Source organism: Rhodococcus sp. IEGM 1341 (assembly GCF_030056895.1).
GTDB lineage: Bacteria > Actinomycetota > Actinomycetes > Mycobacteriales > Mycobacteriaceae > Rhodococcoides.
Genome location: NZ_JASHKV010000007.1, coordinates 58,642 through 78,661, shown reverse-complemented (window position 1 = coordinate 78,661; position 20,020 = coordinate 58,642). Strand labels below are relative to the sequence as shown.

19 protein-coding genes are annotated in these 20,020 nt (G+C 65.8%); 8 read left to right on the top strand and 11 right to left on the bottom strand.

Going from position 1 to position 20,020, the window contains the following annotated elements; all coding sequences use genetic code 11:
* Positions 1-5: 5 nt before the first annotated feature.
* Positions 6-671 carry a PAQR family membrane homeostasis protein TrhA gene (trhA, locus tag QM615_RS16330; RefSeq protein WP_149407549.1) on the bottom strand — a complete coding sequence of 222 codons (666 nt, stop codon included), beginning with the start codon at positions 669-671 and terminating at the stop codon, positions 6-8.
* A gap of 133 nt (positions 672-804) precedes the next feature.
* Between trhA and QM615_RS16325 the strand changes: the two genes are divergently transcribed.
* Together QM615_RS16325 and QM615_RS16320 are read left to right on the top strand one after the other, a co-directional pair.
* Entirely contained in the window at positions 805-1,587 is a 783-nt protein-coding gene (locus QM615_RS16325) for an isoprenyl transferase (RefSeq protein ID WP_121873590.1), read from the top strand.
* A gap of 124 nt (positions 1,588-1,711) precedes the next feature.
* Positions 1,712-2,482 (top strand): AfsR/SARP family transcriptional regulator, encoded by a 771-nt coding sequence (locus QM615_RS16320; protein WP_149407550.1) that lies wholly within the window; start codon positions 1,712-1,714, stop codon positions 2,480-2,482.
* Here QM615_RS16320 and QM615_RS16315 read toward each other — a convergent pair.
* From QM615_RS16315 to coaA, 3 genes are read right to left on the bottom strand one after another with little or no spacing between them, the layout of a single operon-like run.
* Positions 2,451-4,316 (bottom strand): helix-turn-helix transcriptional regulator, encoded by a 1,866-nt coding sequence (locus QM615_RS16315; RefSeq protein WP_149407551.1) that lies wholly within the window; start codon positions 4,314-4,316, stop codon positions 2,451-2,453. The two genes, QM615_RS16320 and QM615_RS16315, sit on opposite strands and share 32 nt — an antisense overlap.
* A 33-nt stretch (positions 4,317-4,349) precedes the next feature.
* Positions 4,350-5,081 (bottom strand): ATP-binding protein, encoded by a 732-nt coding sequence (locus QM615_RS16310; RefSeq protein ID WP_149407552.1) that lies wholly within the window; start codon positions 5,079-5,081, stop codon positions 4,350-4,352.
* Positions 5,082-5,095: 14 nt separating this feature from the next.
* Entirely contained in the window at positions 5,096-6,031 is a 936-nt protein-coding gene (gene coaA, locus QM615_RS16305) for a type I pantothenate kinase (protein ID WP_179273561.1), read from the bottom strand.
* A 123-nt stretch (positions 6,032-6,154) separates the two neighbouring features.
* Here coaA and QM615_RS16300 point away from each other — a divergent pair, with 123 nt between their 5' ends.
* From QM615_RS16300 to phoH2, 3 genes are all read left to right on the top strand, one after another.
* Positions 6,155-7,351, top strand: coding sequence for a DUF885 domain-containing protein (locus QM615_RS16300; RefSeq protein ID WP_149407553.1), 1,197 nt, complete (start codon positions 6,155-6,157; stop codon positions 7,349-7,351).
* A gap of 46 nt (positions 7,352-7,397) precedes the next feature.
* A complete protein-coding gene (gene glyA / locus QM615_RS16295; RefSeq protein ID WP_149407554.1) occupies positions 7,398-8,681 on the top strand; it encodes a serine hydroxymethyltransferase in 1,284 nt (427 codons plus the stop codon).
* Between the two features lie 429 nt (positions 8,682-9,110).
* Positions 9,111-10,436 (top strand): RNA 5'-3' helicase PhoH2, encoded by a 1,326-nt coding sequence (gene phoH2 / locus QM615_RS16290; protein WP_188078813.1) that lies wholly within the window; start codon positions 9,111-9,113, stop codon positions 10,434-10,436.
* 53 nt (positions 10,437-10,489) lie between these two features.
* On the opposite strand, the gene QM615_RS16285 is transcribed toward phoH2, so the two are convergent.
* Both QM615_RS16285 and QM615_RS16280 read right to left on the bottom strand, forming a co-directional pair.
* Complete coding sequence (locus tag QM615_RS16285) at positions 10,490-10,897, bottom strand: limonene-1,2-epoxide hydrolase family protein (protein ID WP_149407555.1); 408 nt, start codon at positions 10,895-10,897, stop codon at positions 10,490-10,492.
* A complete protein-coding gene (locus QM615_RS16280) occupies positions 10,894-12,486 on the bottom strand; it encodes a serine hydrolase (RefSeq protein WP_410482260.1) in 1,593 nt (530 codons plus the stop codon). The genes QM615_RS16285 and QM615_RS16280 overlap by 4 nt, the downstream gene beginning before the upstream one ends.
* A gap of 129 nt (positions 12,487-12,615) precedes the next feature.
* Between QM615_RS16280 and QM615_RS16275 the strand changes: the two genes are divergently transcribed.
* Positions 12,616-13,473 (top strand): acyl-ACP desaturase, encoded by an 858-nt coding sequence (locus tag QM615_RS16275; protein ID WP_149407557.1) that lies wholly within the window; start codon positions 12,616-12,618, stop codon positions 13,471-13,473.
* 101 nt (positions 13,474-13,574) lie between these two features.
* Here QM615_RS16275 and QM615_RS16270 read toward each other — a convergent pair whose 3' ends face one another.
* Positions 13,575-14,975, bottom strand: coding sequence for a class II fumarate hydratase (locus QM615_RS16270; protein ID WP_121873332.1), 1,401 nt, complete (start codon positions 14,973-14,975; stop codon positions 13,575-13,577).
* A 47-nt stretch (positions 14,976-15,022) separates the two neighbouring features.
* Positions 15,023-16,063 (bottom strand): class II fructose-bisphosphatase, encoded by a 1,041-nt coding sequence (gene glpX / locus QM615_RS16265; protein ID WP_121873331.1) that lies wholly within the window; start codon positions 16,061-16,063, stop codon positions 15,023-15,025.
* 135 nt (positions 16,064-16,198) lie between these two features.
* Between glpX and QM615_RS16260 the strand changes: the two genes are divergently transcribed.
* Positions 16,199-16,771: a DUF4245 domain-containing protein gene (locus tag QM615_RS16260; protein WP_128645577.1), complete on the top strand. Its 573-nt coding sequence runs from the start codon at positions 16,199-16,201 to the stop codon at positions 16,769-16,771.
* Here the strand turns inward: QM615_RS16260 and QM615_RS16255 are convergent.
* From QM615_RS16255 to QM615_RS16245, 3 genes are all read right to left on the bottom strand, one after another.
* Positions 16,768-16,989: an exodeoxyribonuclease VII small subunit gene (locus QM615_RS16255; RefSeq protein WP_037191413.1), complete on the bottom strand. Its 222-nt coding sequence runs from the start codon at positions 16,987-16,989 to the stop codon at positions 16,768-16,770. The two genes, QM615_RS16260 and QM615_RS16255, sit on opposite strands and share 4 nt — an antisense overlap.
* Before the next feature lie 14 nt (positions 16,990-17,003).
* Positions 17,004-18,182 (bottom strand): exodeoxyribonuclease VII large subunit, encoded by a 1,179-nt coding sequence (gene xseA, locus QM615_RS16250; protein WP_223145662.1) that lies wholly within the window; start codon positions 18,180-18,182, stop codon positions 17,004-17,006.
* An 80-nt stretch (positions 18,183-18,262) separates the two neighbouring features.
* Positions 18,263-18,880: a lipid droplet-associated protein gene (locus QM615_RS16245; RefSeq protein ID WP_283347670.1), complete on the bottom strand. Its 618-nt coding sequence runs from the start codon at positions 18,878-18,880 to the stop codon at positions 18,263-18,265.
* A 122-nt stretch (positions 18,881-19,002) separates the two neighbouring features.
* Here QM615_RS16245 and QM615_RS16240 point away from each other — a divergent pair, with 122 nt between their 5' ends.
* Positions 19,003-20,010, top strand: coding sequence for a 4-hydroxy-3-methylbut-2-enyl diphosphate reductase (locus tag QM615_RS16240; protein ID WP_149407560.1), 1,008 nt, complete (start codon positions 19,003-19,005; stop codon positions 20,008-20,010).
* Positions 20,011-20,020 lie beyond the last annotated feature (10 nt).

Here is a 20,020-nt window from a genome sequence, read left to right as displayed (position 1 = left end):
GGCGATCAGAACAGTACGAGCCACACGGCAACCAGGTGGCAGGTTGCCGCCAATACCGTTGCTGCGTGGAAGAACTCGTGATGGCCGAAGGTCGTCGGCCATGGATTCGGCCACTTGGTGGCATACAGCACGGCTCCGATGCTGTAGAAGACTCCGCCCACGAGCAGCAACACGAACGGTGCATAGCCGACGTGGTCGATCAGCGCGGGTGCGACCGGGACGATCGCCCAGCCGAGGAGCAGGTACAGCGGTACCCCGACCCATCGGGGAGCGGTGGGCCACAACATCTTCAGGGCCACCCCGGCGAGGGCCCCGACCCAGACGACGATCAGCAACATGCGCCCGGTCGAGGCGGGTAGCCCCAGCACCGCGAACGGGGTGTAGCTACCTGCGATGAACAGGAAGATCATCGAATGATCGGCGCGCTTCATCCAGATCTGCGACGCCGTGGTCTTCCAGTGCACGCGATGGTAGGTGGCACTGACCCCGAACACGCCGCAGACGGTGATGGAATACACGCTCACGGCGACACCTGCACTGACCGAGACCATGCTGAACGCGAGCGTGACGAGAGTGATCGCGCATACCACTGCCACGCCGAACGCGTACAGGTGAATCCAGCCGCGCATGCGTGGTTTGACGGGTATCTCGTCGAGTCCGAACATCGTCATGAAAAATGACCTCTCCGTACCGCCGGCGAAACCTACGCCACCGTAGGTTCTGACGCTACTGTACCGGCGACCGGCTCGCAGACGTCGGCGTAAGGTGATCCTTCGTGGTGATGAGAGCAGCGGTGACAAAGCAGTGGTGATCATTCCGCAGAAGGTCCGCGGCGTTCTCTACAACGTGTACGAGCGGCGTCTGCTGAGCCAGCTCGAAGGGGTTCAGCACCCGCGGCACGTGGCAGTGATGTGCGACGGCAATCGCCGCTGGGCGCGCGAGAACGGGTTCACCGACGTCGCGCACGGGCACCGCATGGGCGCGCTGAAGATCGCCGAGATGCTCGGCTGGTGCGACGCCGCCGGAATCGAGATGGCCACCATCTACCTGCTCTCCACCGAGAACCTTCGCCGAGATGCGGACGAATTGGATTCGTTGCTCGACATCATCACCGACGTCGTCGAGGAAATCTGCGGACCCGAGATGAACTGGGGCGTCAAACTCGTCGGCACCCTCGATCTGCTGCCCGCATCGACCTCGCGTCGGCTCAAAGAGGCGGCTGCGCTGACCGAGGGAAGGTCGGGAACGCACGTCAATGTCGCCGTCGGATACGGCGGGCGGCAGGAAATCGCCGACGCCGTCCAATCCCTGGTGAGCGAGAAGATCGCCGAGGGTGTCAGCGGCGACGAGCTGGTGGCATCGATCAACGTCGACGAGATCGGTAGTCACCTCTACACCTCCGGCCAACCCGATCCGGATCTCGTGATCCGCACCTCGGGCGAACAGCGACTCTCCGGCTTTCTGCTGTGGCAGAGCGCGTACTCGGAAATCTGGTTCACCGAGGCCTACTGGCCCGAATTCCGTCGCGTCGACTTCCTGCGCGCGCTGCGCGACTTCGCGGCCAGACACCGCCGGTTCGGTATCTGACGTGCACTGTAGTTCGTAGCCTGCTACGAGCTTCTGTGCACGACCCGAGAGCACTACGTACTTGTGGTTGTATCGCTACGTAAACGATGGCGCGGTCGTCTCGAGGCTCGGAGAATTTCCGATCGTGGACTACAACGTGCTCGGACCCATGGTGGTGCGCGACGCGACCGGGGTGAAAGCAGTCGGTGGGCTCAAACAGCGGACCGTGTTGGCGGTGCTGCTCGTGGAAGCGGGAAACGTCGTCGAGTTCGACCGATTGATCGATCTCGTCTGGAACTGCCGTCCGCCGGCCAAGGCGTTGACGTCACTGCGTGCGTACATGGCGAATCTGCGTCGGGTCCTCGGTGCGGAGAACGGCGCTCGGCTCGTGACGACGTCCTGGGGTTATCGGTTGGATCTGGGCAGTGACCGACTGGATCTGCGCGAGTTCGAGATGCTGGCCACGCGTGGGCGGGAGGCACTCGGCCGCAGCCGATTCGCCGAGGCCGACGGCCAGTTCGGCCGCGCCCTTGCGCTGTGGCGGGGCCCGGCGCTCGTCGAGTTCGGTGATCTGGGCTTCGCCGTCGACGAGCGAGACCATCTCGACGAGGTGCACGCCGTGGTGCTGGAATCGGCCTTCGAGGCCCGTCTGCAGCTCGGTCGACACGAGACGGTGATCGCCGAGATCGAGCGCGCATTGCGGGCCGCCCCGTTGCGCGAACACCTGTGGGGTCAGCTGATGATCGCCCTCGACCGGTCGCATCGCACAGCCGAGGCGGTGGTTGCCTTTCGGCGAGCAGAGGCGGTTCTGCACAGCGAACTCGGGGTTGCTCCGTCGCCGTACCTGCTCGACATCGAGGCCTCCCTGTACGGCAACGGTTCGGTCAATCGAGCAGTGAGCCTCGTAGCGATGTGAGCTCGGCGCGGGTGCTGATCCCCAACTTCCCGAAGATGCGGTTGAGGTGCGTCTCGACGGTGCGGATCGACAGCACGACGGCGTCGGCGATGTCGCGGTTGGACAGGCCTGATGCGGCGAGGGACGCGATCTGCCGTTCGCGTGCCGTCAGGGCCGGATCTCGTGTTCCGTGCAGCAGCGGCGTGCTGGGATGTCCACAGCGCGCGGCCAGTACGTGACCCTGCCTTCCCGCTGTCGCCGCGGCGCGAGGGCTACTGCGCAACAACAGGTTTCGCGCATAGAAGTACATCTCGGCCGCGTGCAGGTCCAGGCCGTGTTTTTCGGCGCTCGCGGCCACGGCCACCACCTGCTCGGTGACCGCGCTGTCCGGCCCGGACGGTGCTGCGAGCACCTCGACCATGCGTATTTCGGTGCGGGCCAAGTCCCCTTCGATCAGACCTGCCAGCTGGTGGACGGGAGCCAGTGCGGCAGTTGCCGCTCCGCACCGAGCGGCATCGACGTAGGAGAACAGCGCAGGCAGATGGTGGTCGATAGCGGCATGGGCCTCGGCGGAGGCGATCAGCAGCTCGCAGGCCTCGTCGACGTCTCCGCGAGCAGCCGCGGCCCAGCCCAGCGCCGCCAGACGCGTGCCGCGAGCTCCGAACAACGCCGGCGAGGCCGGGTTGTCGAGGTCCGCGGCCTCGATGAGGTCCGACGCCTCCTCCGTGCGCCCGTCGAGCGCGAGGGCGCGGACCAGATCACACGCCACCATCGGTTCCATGGACCGCTGGCCGAGTGTGCCCGCGAGCGTGTAGGCCTCCGAGCACCAGCGGATCGCCTCGGCCGCGTGGCCCTGCGAGAGCAGTAGACCTCCGCGGGCCCACCCGAACCACGCCTGCTGCAGCGGTGAGAACTGTTCCACCGCTTCGTCGTATCGATAGCGAGCGAGTGCAGTGGCCTCCTCGAAGTTGCCGGCGCAGGCAATCGTGAAGCACCGCGTCAGATCCAGCACCGTCGCCGCCGGATTGTCGGGCTCGGGCTGCACCCGGGCGAGCGCAGAGAACGCGGTCGACAATCGGCCTGCGACGGTAGCCCCGGCGGCGACGGCGAAGCTGGCCGAGATCAGCGTCGCGCCGACGAGGTCGTCCATCAGTGGTTCGAGCAAGGCAAGCGAACCCGCCGTATCGCCTATCGCATGCATCATCAGACCGCGCTGGGCTCGCAGCTGCGTGCGGACGGCGGGATCGACGACGGCATGCTCGGTGCTGGAGTTCAGCGCCAGCGCCCGCGTCGGATCCGCCAGCCGCAGCACCATGTTGTCGGTACACGCGCGCACGGCCGTCGCGCGCCGAATGTCGTTGTCCGCCCCGCGAAGAAGCTCGTCGAGCCGCTGCTGCGCGGACTCGGTCATGCCGAGCTGGCTCTCCGCGGACGCGAGGATGAGCTGGGCATCGAACCCGCCGCCTGCCGCCGCGGCGGCCGAGGCCAGCTTGCGCGTCGTCTCCGGGGGTACGAAGCGCCACGACAACCGAGCCGCCTCCACCGCCGCCGGGGCGTCGAGCGAGACGCCCGCGTCGATACGAAGCAGTGCAGCGGTGACGCGTTCGCGGGGGCCGAGCCCGTCGCTCGAGGCGTTGAGAGCGTCGGCGACCGTCAGGCTCAGGCGACGCCTGCGCAGTGTGGCCATGTCCTCGCTGCGCACCTGGGCGGTGATGGGCGTCGAGAACGTCACCCGGTCGATGTTCTGTTCGGTGCGGATCGTCAGCACACCGGCCGATTCGAGTTCCTCGATCAGACGTGGATCCATCACCGCGGCTGCGGCTCCGAACTCCAGCGAACCGGCGAGAGCGACCATGTCCAGTGCGTCGTCGACCTCGGCCGCGCCGGCCTAATCGGCGAGCGCGATCACCTCAGCCAGATGATCGCGCACCACATCGGCCAGACCGGCCGACACGGGTAGGGGAGCGGACAGGTGCCACACGTGCGACGACACCGTCAACGCCCGGCGCTCGACCGCCGTCGCCACCAGATCTCGGAGCACCACGAGGTTGCCGGAGGACAATGCGGTGACTGCGAAAACTGCTGCACTGTCGACTATTTCGCCGCTGCGACCGAGCATCGACTCGATCAGCGACCGGCACTGCTCGGGAGTGAGCGGCTCGAGATCGATGCGGTCGATCACGCCGTCCTTCCACAGGGCGTCGAGCACGGGGGTGCGGCGTCGACCCGCGCTGACGCTGGCCAGCACGAACAGATCCTTCGATCCGACGCGACGCGCGAGGAGCTCGATGGTCGAATCGGCCAGCCATTGGGCGTCGTCGATGACCACGACGGTGCGTCGACCGCCGTGCGCGTCGGCCAGCGTGGCGGCCAGAGCTCGGTCCGATTCGACGGGGACGAATCCGGTACCTGTCGGCATCACCGTCACCACTCGGTGGGGATGCCACCCGAGGCACACCAGCGACCGCACCGCCTCGGTCAACAGGCGGGTTCGGCCGACACCGGGCGCGGCCTTGACGGCCATCCCGCCGTACCTGCCGGCGGCATGCAGAATTCGCTGCAGCTCGCCGTCTCGACCGATCAGCGGCACCTCGCCGATCGACCGCTTTTCCACCGCCATTGGTGGATTATGGTCTACAACTTACGAAGCCGCAGCCGGTTGATCGCGTGGTCGTTGTCCTTGCGTAACACCATCGTCGCTCGCGGTCGCGTCGGCAGGATGTTCTCCACCAGATTCGGCAGGTTGATCGAATGCCACAGATCCTCGGCCGCGATCTGCGCGTGGTCGTCGGACAGGCCTGCGTAGTGGTGGAAGTGCGAGGACGGATCGGTGAAGGACGTCTTGCGCAATGCGAGAAAGCGTTTGACGTACCAACTCTCGATGTCCTCGATCCGCGCGTCGACGTAGATCGAGAAGTCGAACAGATCCGAGACCATCAACCGCGGTCCGGTCTGTAATACGTTGAGCCCCTCCACGATCAGGATGTCGGGCTGCCGGACCATGTGGTACTGGCCCTTGACGATGTCGTACGAGACGTGCGAATAGACCGGCGCGCCCACCTCTTCGGTCCCGGACTTGACCTCGGTGACGAATCTGAGCAGCTTGCGCCTGTCGTAACTCTCGGGAAATCCTTTGCGGTGCAGTATGCCTCGACGCATGAGCTCGGCCGTCGGGTACAGGAATCCGTCGGTGGTGACCAGATCGACCCGCGGATGATGGTCCCATCGGGCCAGGAGTGCCTGCAGCACACGGGCCGTCGTCGACTTTCCGACGGCGACACTCCCTGCGACACCGATGACGAACGGGACCTGACGGTCGGGGTGCTTCTCGCCGAGGAACGTCGCGGTCGCGGCGAACAGCCGTTGCCGAGCCGCGACCTGAAGGTGGATCAGTCGTGCCAGCGGCAGATAGACCTCCGCCACCTCGTCGAGATCGATCTGTTCACCCAGACCACGCAGACCGACGAGTTCTTCCTCGGTCAGCACCAACGGTGTGGATTGGCGCAGCGTGCGCCACTGAACACGGTCGAACTCGACGTATGGACTGGACTCGCTCACGCACGACTCCAACAGGTCGGAGCTGCGGAGGGTTCGGCTGAGCTCCTGTCGAGCGCGAGTCGCATGGTTCCAGATTGTGCTCGGTGCCGGTCGATCGCGCACGGGCGGGGTCGTTCGCCGTACTAGGGTTCGGATATGGATGCTGCTTCCCTCGTTCGTGAATACCTGCTGCTGGGCCTGAGTTTCGACCGGCTCGAAGACGGATTCGTCGACGCGTACACCGGCGATCCCGAGTTGCGTCGTATCACCGAGAACGCCCCCGCGCCCGAGCCGCGCGAGCTGATCCGTCGAGCACAGACACTGCGCGCCGAGCTCGGCAACGTCGATCTGACACCCGAGCGCGCGACGTTCCTCGACGTTCACCTGCGCGCACTGGAATGTTCGGCGCGCAAGTTCGCAGGCGAGGACATCGGCTTCGTCGACGAGGTGTATGCCTACTTCGACGTCCGAATCTCCGCGGGCGATCAGGACCAGTACCTGCAGGCACACCGCAAGATGGACGAAGTTCTCGCCGGTCCCGGGTCGCTCGGCGAACGGTTGATCGCGCATCGCCGTGCGGACGTGATTCCGACCGACCGACTGCAGGACTGCGTCGAGGCGTTCTCCTCCGCGTTGCGCGACCGCGTCCGAGCCGAATACACCCTGCCCGACACCGAGCAGGTGACCTACGAGGTCGTCGGCGACAAGCCGTGGTCCGGGTTCAACTACTACCTCGGTGACTATCGCTCGACCGTCGCGATCAATTCCGACATCGAGCAGCAGATGGCCAATCTGCCGCACCTGATCGCGCACGAGTCCTACCCGGGGCACCACACCGAACACTGCCGCAAGGAGACCGGACTGGTCGGTGCAGGTCAGCTCGAGCAGACGCTGTTCCTGGTCAACACCCCGCAGTGCCTGATGGCCGAGGGCTTGGCCGATCACGCGCTCGGGGCCGTCGTCGGCGAAGGCTGGGGCCTGTGGGCGCAGGAGATCTACGCCGATCTGGGACTGCGATTCGACGGCGAGAAGGCCGAGCGTCTCGCGGCCGCGTCGAGCCAGCTGTTGGGGGTCCGGCAGGACGCCGCGCTGCTACTGCACGATCAGCACAAGAGCGAGGACGACGTGGCTGCCTACCTGGAGCGATGGTCGCTGGCATCGCCGCAGCGCGCCCGGCACAGCCTGCGGTTTCTGTCCTCCCCGCTGTGGCGCGCGTACATCAGCACCTACGTCGAGGGCTACAAGCTGCTCGCCGGCTGGCTCGACCGTGGTGAGACGGCGAGTGAGCGCGCGCAACTGTTCGGCAGGCTGCTCGACGAGCCACTGACACCCGGTGCATTGCGCGTCTCGTAAACTGGCCGAGCCCCCTTTACTCTGCTGTCCCTTGGAGACTCCTGTTATGACTGACGTCAACAACCTGTCACTGGCCGAACTCGATCCCGAGGTCGCCGAGGCGATGGCCGGTGAGCTGGGGCGTCAGCGCGACACTCTCGAGATGATCGCCTCGGAGAACTTCGTCCCCCGCGCGGTGCTGCAGGCCCAGGGCAGCGTCCTGACCAACAAGTACGCCGAGGGCTACCCCGGTCGCCGCTACTACGGCGGCTGCGAGCACGTCGACATCGTCGAGGATCTCGCGCGCAACCGCGCCAAGGAACTCTTCGGTGCCGAGTTCGCCAACGTGCAGCCGCACGCAGGTGCGCAGGCCAACGCCGCCGTGCTGATGGCACTGATCAACCCGGGCGACAAGATCATGGGCCTCGACCTGGCGCACGGCGGCCACCTCACCCACGGCATGAAGCTCAACTTCTCGGGCAAGCTCTACGAGGTCGAGTCCTACGGGGTGTCCAAGGAAGACCACCGCATCGACATGGACGAGGTGCGCAAGCAGGCCATCGCCGCCAAGCCGCAGGTGCTCATCGCCGGCTGGTCGGCGTACCCGCGCCACCAGGACTTCGCTGCGTTCCGCTCCATCGCCGACGAAGTGGGCGCACTGCTCTGGGTCGACATGGCGCACTTCGCCGGACTCGTCGCCGCAGGCGTGCACCCCTCACCCGTGCCGTACGCAGACGTCGTCTCCTCCACCGTGCACAAGACCCTCGGTGGACCGCGCTCCGGCATCATCCTGGCCAAGAAGGAATGGGCCAAGAAGCTCAACTCCGCAGTGTTCCCGGGCCAGCAGGGCGGGCCGCTGATGCACGCCATCGCCGCCAAGGCCGTCGCCTTCAAGATCGCTGCGACGCCCGAGTTCAAGGAACGCCAGGAACGCACCCTCCTCGGTGCATCACTACTCGCCGATCGCCTGACCGGTGCCGACGTCGCAGACAAGGGCATCTCCGTCCTCACCGGCGGCACCGACGTACACCTCGCGCTCGTCGACCTGCGCAACTCCGAGCTCGACGGCCAACAGGCCGAGGACCTCCTGCACGAGGTCGGCATCACCGTCAACCGCAATGCAGTGCCCTTCGACCCGCGCCCGCCGATGGTCACCTCGGGCCTGCGCATCGGCACCGGCGCACTGGCAACCCGTGGATTCGGCGAAGCCGAGTTCACCGAGGTCGCCGACATCATCGGCACCGCCCTGGCCACCGGCGAGGCCAGCGACGCTCTGAAGGAACGTGTCGTGAAGTTGGCACAGAGCAAGCCACTGTACGATGGCCTCGAAGACTGGGGATTGCTCGGCTGATCCTGCTCTCGCGCCCACCCCGGTCCGCGTCAATGGACCATTGCAGCGCTCGGACGTGTGTAGTGGTCCATCGACGCAGCACGCTGGTCTGCGTCGATGGACCGTTGCATCGCTCAGACGTATGCAGTGGTCCATTGACGCGTCGGGGGAGGGCACTCTCGGCACCGCTCGATTGCCGACCTGGGGCGATTCGGCCGTAACGCGTTGTTCACCGACACGCCAGACTTCCAGCGAGCCGAACCTCGATTTCGGCGGTACCGTCGGCAGTAACAGGCAGCGGGGAAGCTACCTGTGCGGGAGGTTCTGATACGTGACTGAGCTAGTGAGCGCGAGAGGGCCGGTACCCGGTCCTCGTGTCACCTGACACATCGGACCCGACCGGCCGAGCGACAGAGTTTGCGCGGTACCGCGCAGACGTAGGAGCCCCACGTGACCACTTCACGCTCCGTTTCCGCCCCTCTTCGGACATTCGTGCTCGATACCTCGGTCCTGCTCTCGGATCCCTGGGCAGTCATCCGGTTCGCCGAGCACAATGTGGTACTTCCGTTGATCGTGATCAGCGAGTTGGAGGGCAAACGCCACCATCACGAATTGGGATGGTTCGCGCGGGAATCCTTGCGCATGCTCGACGACCTTCGCGTCGAGTTCGGCCGACTCGACCAGCCGGTTCCCATCGGAACCTCCGGTGGCACACTGCAAGTCGAGCTCAACCACACCGATCCCACGGTTCTTCCCGTCGGATTCCGTACCGACTCCAACGACTCCAGAATCCTCGCGTGCGCCCTGAATCTGGCGGCCGAGGGCAAAGATGTGGTGTTGGTCAGCAAAGACATTCCGCTGCGCGTCAAGGCCGGTGCTGTCGGGCTTCCCGCCGACGAGTACCACGCACACGACGTGGTGCCGTCCGGGTGGACCGGCATGACCGAGCTCGACGTGCAGCCCGACGCAGTCGACACGCTGTTCAACGACGGCGTCATCGACCTCGCCGAGGCGCGAGACCTGCCGTGTCACACCGGAGTTCGACTGCTTGCCGGACGGCAGAGTGCGCTGGGGCGCGTCACGCCCGACAAGCAGATCCAACTCGTGCGCGGTGAGCGTGAGGCGTTCGGCCTGCACGGCCGTTCGGCAGAACAGCGAGTGGCGCTCGATCTTCTGCTCGACGAGAGCATCGGCATCGTCTCACTCGGTGGAAAGGCAGGCACCGGTAAGTCCGCTCTGGCGCTGACTGCCGGACTCGAGGCCGTCCTCGAACGTCGCTCGCATCGGAAAGTCGTTGTCTTCCGGCCCCTCTACGCCGTCGGCGGCCAGGAGCTCGGCTACCTCCCCGGTAGCGAGAGCGAGAAGATGGGCCCCTGGGGACAGGCGGTCTTCGACACCCTCGAAGGGCTCGCAAGCCCGGAGGTGATGGAGGAGGTCATCGCCCGCGGAATGCTGGAAGTGTTGCCGCTGACGCACATTCGCGGTCGATCGCTGCACGACTCCTTCGTGATCGTCGACGAGGCACAGTCACTCGAGCGCAACGTGCTGCTGACGGTTCTGTCCCGGCTGGGTTCGGGCTCACGCGTCGTACTCACCCACGACGTCGCTCAGCGCGACAACCTGCGCGTCGGACGACACGACGGCGTCGCTGCAGTGATCGAAAAGCTCAAGGGGCACCCACTTTTCGCGCACATCACCCTCACCCGCAGCGAGCGTTCACCGATCGCGGCACTGGTGACAGAAATGCTCGAAGAGTTCGGGCCGTCGGGAGCCTGACCCCCATTGTGAGCGGAACTTCGTAGCCCACTACGAGGTTCCGCTCACATGGGTCACCGGCCCACTACGGCCCGGAATGCTCCCCGCACAAGACCTTTCAGGAAGTCGACGTTGTCGAAGTAGTCCCGCCACACGGCCACTTTGCCGTCGCGCAGCTCGAAGGTTCCGCACACCCAGAATTCGATTCGGAGCCGCCGCCAGATCAGCACATCCGTGCGTTCGGTGAGCACGACATCTCCGTCGGCGGCGATGTTGTGCACTATCACGTCGAAGCCGAACGCAGGCTCGGCAAGCGTGGCCATGAACCTGCCCACGTTCGAGCGGCCGCGCACCTTCGGTAGTCCGACGTTGTGCCAGACGATGTCGTCGTCGAGGAGCGACATCGCGCGCTCGGTGTCTCGACTTCTCAACGCGTCGAACAGATTCACTACGGTCTCGGTTGCCTGCTGTGTCTCGGTCATTTCGTGAATCGCCCCAATCCATCGCCGTCGAAGAACTCGAGTGTCAGCGTATTCGCGTTGAACGTCGCCTGGGAGATGGACCCGTCGGGCGCGTTCTCACCGCTCGGCTCGAACGTGAACGTGTCACCGTCCCACGGCGTCAACTCGTAGGAGGTTCCGTTCGGTCCGAGAGCCAACGTCAGTTCCCCGTTGATCTCCGCTACCGTCGCCGGCCCCCAGTAGCTGTTCTGGTACACCCCCACATACGACGCGAGAGGTTGTGGCGCAGTGGGATTGGTGGGGGCGGTTTTGCCTGCGAGATCGCCCTCCGGTTCGCTCATCCCGGCGAACGCATTCTTGTACAGCGTTCGCCAGTCCTCCCGCACCTCACCGAACTGAACGAGGTCTGCGAACTCGGCGGTCACAGTTTCGGCGATGCCGAGGGGCGCGGCATTGGTCAGTGCGACGATGGCGACGTCGAGTGAAGGAATCCAGACGAAGTTGGTGCCGGCTCCGAGTGCGAACGCTCCCGAATGGCTCACCGTTGCGCGGCCGGCCGCACTGGTGGAGACGTTGAACCCGAAGCCGTAGTAGCCGGCGCGTGAGTCCGGTGTCGCCGACGGGCTCGAGACGATCTGCGCGCTGACCGCGGGCAGGAGGGCGTCGGGATCCACGAGCTCTCGTCCGTCGTGGTCTCCGTCGGCGATCAGCATTGTCAGCCACTTCGCGAGGTCGTTCACCGAGGAGCTGACGCCACCGGCGGGGGTCTGTGGATCGGGTTCCCGCTGATACTTCGCCTGATACTCGCCGTCGACGAGTACGTGGGGTACGGCCCGATCGGCGCGCGCGATGTAGTCCGCGAACGACGAGCTGGTCGAGGTCATACCCAGCGGGCCGTAGATCGTGTCCTGGCTGAGGGTGTCCCAGTCCTTGCCCGACGCCGCAGCGACGGCCTCGGCCGCGGCCGTGATCCCGAAGTTGGTGTAGTGGTACGTGGAGCGGAACGGGTCGAGGGGCACCTCCCGAAGGCGTTCGAGAACCTGGCGCCGGTCGTAGCCGAGGTCCTCGAGCAGATCCCCGGCATGCTCGGGCAGTCCGCTTCGGTGGGCGTAGAAGTCGCCGACCGTGATGTTCTCGGTCACCCACGGATCGTCGAGTGCGAACCACGGCAGCTGCGAGACCACCGGCGTCGACCAGTCGACCACGCCCGCTCCCACCTGTGACGCGATGACCGTCGCACCGACCGATTTGGACAGGGACGCCAACTGGAACACCGAGTCACCGTCGACGGGTTCGTCCGTGCCCACTTCGCGAACGCCGAAGCCCTTCGAGTAGACGACGTCCGAGCCGTGCACGACGGCAATGGCCATACCGGGAATGTTCGACGCCGCCATCAGCTCCTCGGCGATGCCGTCGAGCTTGCCGACCGCTTCGTCGACGCGGCCGTCGGGAACATCGACTCCTGCGACCTGACCGGGGGAGAGGTCTCCGGTCGGTGCGGGCTCGGAGGTCGGAGGACTCTCGGCAGTGGGTGCGTCCTCGGAGCACCCGACCAGCACCACCATCGAGCACACAACAGCAAGACACAGAAAATTTCGACCCGACCGCATCATGAGGAGTCCTCACTTCGATGACTGGATGCACCTGAGAATAGACCCGCAACGACCTGGCGTTAGGAGAATTCACAATGGTCAGGGGCACGACGTCGGGCGCTCGGGCGTAGGCGCTACGGTTACCGCATGTCTACGAACCTGTCCGACGGTGATCTGCTGGTCCGTTTGGAGCCCGCGGTCGAAGAGAATCTACGACGCCACATCGAGGCTGCCAACGACTGGCATCCCCACGATCTCGCGCCGTTCGACGAGGGCAAGAACTTCGCGTTCCTCGGCGGCGAGGACTGGACGCCGGAGCAGTCGCACCTCAGTGATGTCGAAATCCTGTCCGCCACGGTCGGCGTGCTGGTGGCCGACAACCTGCCCGCGTACCACCGCGAACTGGCCCACGCGCTCACCGGCCTCGGGGCCTGGTGGAAGTGGACCGGCCGATGGACGTCGGAGGAGAACCGACAGTCCATCGTGCTGCGCAACTTCCTGGTGCTCACCCGCGCAGTCGATCCGGTCGCCCTCGAGCGGGTTCGGATGGAGCACATGACACTCGGATTCGACGCTCCCAGCCAGGGTCTGCTCGACATCCTCGCGCGCTTCGCCATCGAGGAAGCCGCAGCCTCGCTGCGCAACCGCAACACCATCGCCCTCGGCAAGGACCCGGTGCTGGCCACCATCCTCGGCCGCATCGCCGACGACGACGCGCTGCAGTCGACGTTCTACGCCAACATCATCGACGAGGCATTCGCCGTGGTGCCCGACCAGGCCGCCCGCGCCATCGCAGACCGGATCAACGGATTCAAGATTCCCGAGGTCGATCTCCCGGACCGCGGCAGCAGTTCCGCCGCCCTCGCCGAAGCCGGAATCTACGACGCCGATCAGGAACGCGACAAGGTGTTCAAGCCGCTGCTCGCAGGCTGGAAGATCTTCGACCGCACGGATCTGGGCGAGGACGGCCTGAAGGCACGCGAGGAACTCGCACACCTCGCCTGAGGTTCGGCCCCTTTCGAAAGCGTGAATGGTCCATTGCACACGTCTCGGCGGTGCAATGGACCATTCACGCTTTCAGGGGTTCGACGGGGCGAACGGGGAAGCTAGTCCTTGACCTTCGCCATGGCGAGGACGTCGAGGCGCTTGTCCAGTTCGGCTTCGCTGAGCTTGTCGCCGATCAGTCCGCGGTCGATGACCGTCTGACGGATCGTCTTCTTCTCCTTGAGTGCCTGCTTGGCGACGGCGGCGGCTTCCTCGTAGCCGATCGCGGAGTTCAGCGGCGTCACGATGGACGGCGAGGACTCGGCGAGGGTCTTGAGGTGCTCGACGTTGGCTTCGAGGCCGACGACACACTTGTCGGCGAACAGCACCGAGACGTTGGCGAGCAGCTTGAACGACTCGAGTACGTTGCGCGCCATCATCGGGATGTACACGTTGAGCTCGAATGCGCCCGACGCGCCGCCGAATGCGACCGCGGCGTCGTTGCCGATGACCTGAGCCGCGACCTGCGTAACAGCCTCGGGCAGAACGGGATTGACCTTACCGGGCATGATGGAGCTACCGGGCTGCAGGTCGGGGAGGGTGATCTCGCCGAGTCCGGTGAGCGGTCCCGATCCCATCCAGCGAATGTCGTTGGCAATCTTGGTCAGTGAGACCGCGATGGTGCGCAGTGCGCCCGAGGCCTCGACGAGACCGTCGCGTGCGGCTTGCGCCTCGAACGAATCCTTGGCGGCGGTGAGTGCATCGATACCGGTCGACGCGACCAGTGCGGCAACGACTTTCGGTCCGAAGCCGTCGGGTGCGTTGAGTCCGGTGCCGACGGCGGTGCCGCCGATGGGCAGTTCACCGAGCCGCGGCAGGGTGGCCTCGACGCGTTCGATGCCGGCTTCGATCTGACGGGCGTAGCCGCCGAATTCCTGTCCGAGGGTGACCGGAACGGCATCCATGAGGTGGGTGCGGCCGGACTTCACAACGTGCTTCCACTCCGTTGCCTTGACCACGAGAGCCTCGTGGAGGTGGCGCAGTGCGGGCACGAGCGAGGTGACAGCTGCCTCGGTGGCGGCGACGTGAGTGGCCGTCGGGAACGTGTCGTTGGAGGACTGCGACATGTTCACGTGATCGTTGGGGTGCACCTCGACGCCTGCCGCCTTCGCGATCGACGCGATGACCTCGTTGGCGTTCATGTTCGAGCTGGTGCCCGAGCCGGTCTGGAAGACGTCGATCGGGAACTGATCGTCGTGCTTGCCGTCGGCGATCTCGGTGGCGGCGGCGATGATCGCGTCGGCCAGGGTGCCGTCGAGCAGACCGAGGTCCTTGTTGACCTGCGCGCAGGCTGCCTTGAGCAGGCCCATCGCGCGAATCTGAGTGCGCTCGAGCGGACGGCCCGAGATGGGGAAGTTCTCCACGGCACGCTGCGTCTGGGCACGCCAGAGCGCATCGATGGGAACGCGAACCTCTCCCATGGTGTCGTGCTCGATCCGGAACTGCTGTTCGTTCTCTGTCATTGACCTCTTGCCTCGGTAGGGGAGCGGAAACTTCGTCGAGCGGACGGTCAGAAGGACGGGATGGCGCCGGAGGTGTCGCCGTCGAAGTCGATGTTCGAGTACTCCTTGAGCTTGTTGAGCTGGTGGTACGCGTCGATCATGCGGACGGTGCCGGACTTCGAGCGCATCACGATGGACTGTGTGTGCGCACCGCCGCCCGAGTATCGGACGCCCTGGAGCAGGTCGCCGTCGGTGACGCCGGTCGCGGTGAAGAAGACGTTCTCGCCCGAGACCAGGTCCTCGGTGGACAGGACGCGATCGAGATCGTGTCCGGCGTCGATCGCCTTCTGGCGCTCGTCGTCGTCGGTCGGAGCCAGCATGCCCTGGTGCGCACCACCCATGCAGCGCATGGCGGCCGCGGCGATGATGCCCTCGGGGGTTCCGCCGGTGCCCATCAGGATGTCGATGGGAGAGGTGGGGCGTGCGGCGGCGATGGCACCGGCGACGTCGCCGTCGGAGATCAGTCGGATGCGGGCGCCGGTGTCGCGCACCTGCTGGATCAGCTCGGCGTGCCGGGGTCGGTCGAGGATGCACACCGTGACGTCGGAGGTGGATCCCTTCTTGATCTTGGCGACGCGGGCGATGTTCTCCGCGACCGGTGCGGTGATGTCGATGACGTCGGCGAAGTCGGGTCCGACGGCGATCTTCTTCATGTAGAAGACGGCGGACGGATCGAACATCGCGCCGCGCTCGGCGACCGCGAGAACCGAGATGGCGTTGGGCATGCCCTTGGCCATCAACGTGGTGCCGTCGACGGGATCGACGGCGAAGTCGACCTCGGGGCCGTTGCCGTTGCCGACCTGCTCGCCGTTGTAGAGCATCGGCGCTTCGTCCTTCTCGCCTTCGCCGATGACGACGACGCCGCGCATCGAGACCGAGCTGACCAACTGCCGCATGGCATCGACTGCTGCTCCGTCGCCACCTTCCTTGTCGCCGCGACCGACCCAGCGACCCGAGGCGAGCGCACCGGCCTCGGTGACGCGGACGAGTTCGAGTGCGAGGTTGCGATCTGGCGCCATGGCGCGAGTGGACTCGGTGCTGGCCGTCATCGGTTTGTAGCCTCCTGGTTGGTGGGGTGTTACCCAGGCGCGATTATCTCACTTCTGTGATGCCCGCGGTGGGGTCGGGTCGTCTGTGAGGCACGCGCCGACCGAGCACTGCTGCGCAGAGGGGATACTGGAGATGTGGCGAACAGCAAACCCCGGATTCTCAACAACAGCCGCGACATGGTGTGGTCGCTCATTCCGCTGGTCATCGCGTGTTTGTTGATTGCGGGGATCGCCAGTCAATGCTCGTTGAGCCCCGGCGGGCCCAGGCAGGGGCCCATTCCCAACTTCGACATCGACACCGCGCTGCAGTACGACGCGTCCGAGATCGGTTTTCCGGTGCGTAATCCGGTTGTTCCCGAGGATTGGACGCCCAACTCGGGCAGTCGTCCCACGATCTCCGGCGACAACGGCGGACCGGTGTCGACTGTCGGATACATCACCGGATCGGGTGCGTATCTGCAGCTGACCCAGACCAGTGCCGTCGAGGAAGTGTTGGTTCCTTTCGTGGCAGGCGAGGAAACGGTGTACGCGTCGGGCGCGCAGAACGTCTCGGGTCGAGACTGGGTCGTCTACGGCGAGGAAGGCTCGCGGAAGTATTGGGTCTCGGACTTCGGCGACGTGCGAATACTGCTGGGCGGTACCGCGAACGATGTGGACTTCACCACGCTCGCCCAGGCCCTCGAGGTCACCGAACCGCTCGCGCCCTAGCTGTCCTTCTCGGTGCTCGCGAGCGCGGTCTCGATCCGCTTGCGGGCACCGGCGAGCTGCTCCTCGCAACGAGTGGCCAGCTGCTCTCCCCGCTCCCACAGAGCCAGGGAGGCGTCGAGATCGAGCCCGCCCTGCTCGAGGATCTTCACCACGCCCACCAGCTCGTCGCGGGCCTCTTCGTAGCCCAGTTCCGATACCGGCTTGTCGTTCTCGCTCATGCGTACTCCTTCTGTCATTTGACTCGCCCCATGACTGCGGCGGTGACGGCACCGTCGGCCACGCGCACTCTGATCTGTGTACCCGGTGGTGCGTCCTCGACCGAACGCAGAACCTCGGGATCCGAACCCGCGACCACCCGCTGTACGACGGCATAGCCCCGAGCAAGTGTGGCAGCAGGACCCAGCGTCGACAGCCTGGCCCGCAGATGTTCGACGAGTGTGTCCTGTGTGGTGAGTTCGCGTTGCACGTCGCGTCGGGCAGCGTCGAGCAGCCGTCGAACCTCCTCGCGACGTTGCTCGAGCGAGGCCAGTGGGTCCGCCAGTACCGGACGGTGTCGCAGCATGTCCAGTCCGCGTGCCTCGCGCTCGACCCAATTGCGCAGCGCTGCAGCACTTCTCGACTTCAGTTCCGAGACCAGGGCTTGTTCGGCGACGGCGTCGGGCACCACGAGTTTGGCGGCATCGGTAGGGGTTGCAGCCCGCAGATCCGCGACGTGGTCGCTCAGGGGGCTGTCGGGCTCGTGGCCGATGGCACTGACGATGGGTGTGGTGGCGCGGGAGATGGCGCGGCACAGAGCCTCGTCCGAGAACGGCAGCAGATCCTCGACGCTACCGCCGCCGCGGGCGAGGATGATGACGTCGACGGCGGGGTCGTCGTTCAGCTCCTTCAGCGCGTCCAGAATCGCCGGAACAGCTTGTGGGCCCTGGACCGGTGTGTTGCGGACCTCGAATCGGACCGCGGGCCAACGCCTCTGCGCGACGGTCAGCACGTCCTTCTCGGCTGCGCTGGCGCGCGCGGTGATCAATCCGATGGTGCCCGGCAGGAACGGCAGCGGACGTTTGAGGCGTGGGTCGAACAACCCCTCCGCGGCGAGCAGAGCCCTGAGACGTTCGATGCGAGCCAGCAGCTCGCCGACCCCCACCGCACGAATGTCCGTGGCGCGCAGCGAGATCGTTCCCCTACCGGTGAAGAACGACAACTTGCCGTAGAGGATGACGCGCGCACCCTCGGTCAGTGGAACGGGTGAACGATCGAGCAACTGCGGCGAACACGTCACCGACAGCGACATGTCGGCCGACGGATCACGCAACGTCAGAAAGGCCGTCCTGGTGCCGGGACGAGCGTTGATCTGGGTGAGCTGCCCCTCCACCCAGATGGAGCCGAGCTTGTCGATCCAGCCGGCAACTTTCATGGCGACGGTACGCACCGGCCACGGCTCTTCGGCGGTGCTCGCGCCTGGCTGGGTGGGACCGGACTGGGTTGGGGGAGTGCTCACTTGGCCTTGGCGGTGGTGATGCGGTTGGCGAGCATCGTCTGGAAGGGCGCGCGGGAGAGCGTGTCGTTCTCGTAGTCGAGCAGGGTTTCGAGGTCCTCGATCGAGAGCGTGCGCAGGCGGGCGCGCAGCTGTGCCAGGGCGAGGGTGTCGAAGTCGATCATCTCGACGATCTCGGGCTTGTCGGCGGAGGGAGCGCGCTTGGCCGAGGTGTCCTGGACCGGCTCGTCCAGCGGAGGCGTCGAGTACAGAGCGAAGCGGCCGTTCGCCGCGACCGGCTCGGCCGCGGGGGCGTCGGGCACATCGACGTCGTCGGTGATGACGGCGGCGTCGAATCTCGACTCGGTGTCGAAGGTCTCGTCCCCGTCCTCGTCGAAGCTGGCCCAGGCGGGCTGCTCCTCGCTCGGGGTCCCGATGACCGGCAAGTTCGCGATGACCAGATCGCCCTTGATGGCCAACGCCGTCACCTGCTGCTGGAATCGCATACTGCGCGCCAGTGCCTCGCTGACGACCGTCATCGGCAGCATCAGGGCGGAACCAGGAAGCTTGCGAGCCTCTTCCACGACGGTCACGGCGACGCCTGCAGCCACACGCGCTGCAAAGGGGACTCGAGTCATGTGCACCAGACTGCCCGAAACGGTGAACTTTGGGTAGCCGACAGGCTGTACGACCCTTCGCGGCCGGGGTCGAGGGACGTGGAAACGAGGCAGGCGAGCTCGGTGCACGTATCCTGGGAGGTATGTCTTCGGCTGTTCCTCTGAATCTTGGTATTGCACAGTCCGCCGGTACGGGTAAGTCCTCGTACGCCGGGGGTAAGCGAGTGCTGCTCGCGGAGCCGCGGGGCTACTGCGCGGGAGTCGATCGTGCGGTCGAAACCGTCGAGAAGGCGCTGGAGCAGCACGGTGCGCCGGTGTACGTGCGCAAGGAGATCGTGCACAACCGGCACGTGGTCGAGACGCTGTCCGATCGCGGCGCGGTGTTCGTGGAGGAGACCGACGAGGTTCCCGAGGGATCGCTGCTGGTGTTCTCCGCGCACGGTGTCTCACCTGCCGTACACACCTCCGCGGCCGAGCGAAGCCTGCGCACCATCGACGCCACCTGCCCGTTGGTGACCAAGGTGCACCAGGAAGCGAAGCGCTTCGCCAGGGACGACTTCGACATCCTCCTCATCGGCCACGAGGGCCACGAGGAGGTCGAGGGCACCGCAGGCGAAGCTCCCGAGCACATTCAGCTGGTGGACGGCCCCGAGTCGGTCGCCAACGTCACCGTTCGAGACGAGAACAAGGTCATCTGGCTGTCCCAGACCACGTTGAGCGTCGACGAGACGATGATGACGGTCGCGAAACTACGTGAGCGCTTCCCGACGCTCCAGGATCCGCCCAGCGACGACATCTGCTACGCCACGCAGAACCGTCAGGTCGCGGTGAAGGCGATGGCACCGGAATGCGATCTGGTGATCGTCGTCGGCTCCAAGAACTCCTCGAACTCGGTGCGGTTGGTCGAGGTTGCACTGGGCGCGGGTGCGCGAGCGAGCTACCTCGTCGACTACGCCAAGGAAATCGACCTGGCCTGGCTCGACGGGGTCGAGACGATCGGCATCACCTCGGGCGCGTCCGTACCGGAGATCCTGGTGCAGGGCGTCATCGAACTGTTCGCCGAGCACGGCTACGCAGACGTACAGCCGGTCACCACCGCGAACGAGACGCTGGTGTTCTCCCTGCCCCGCGAGCTGCGCCCAGCTCGCTAGGAGCACGGCC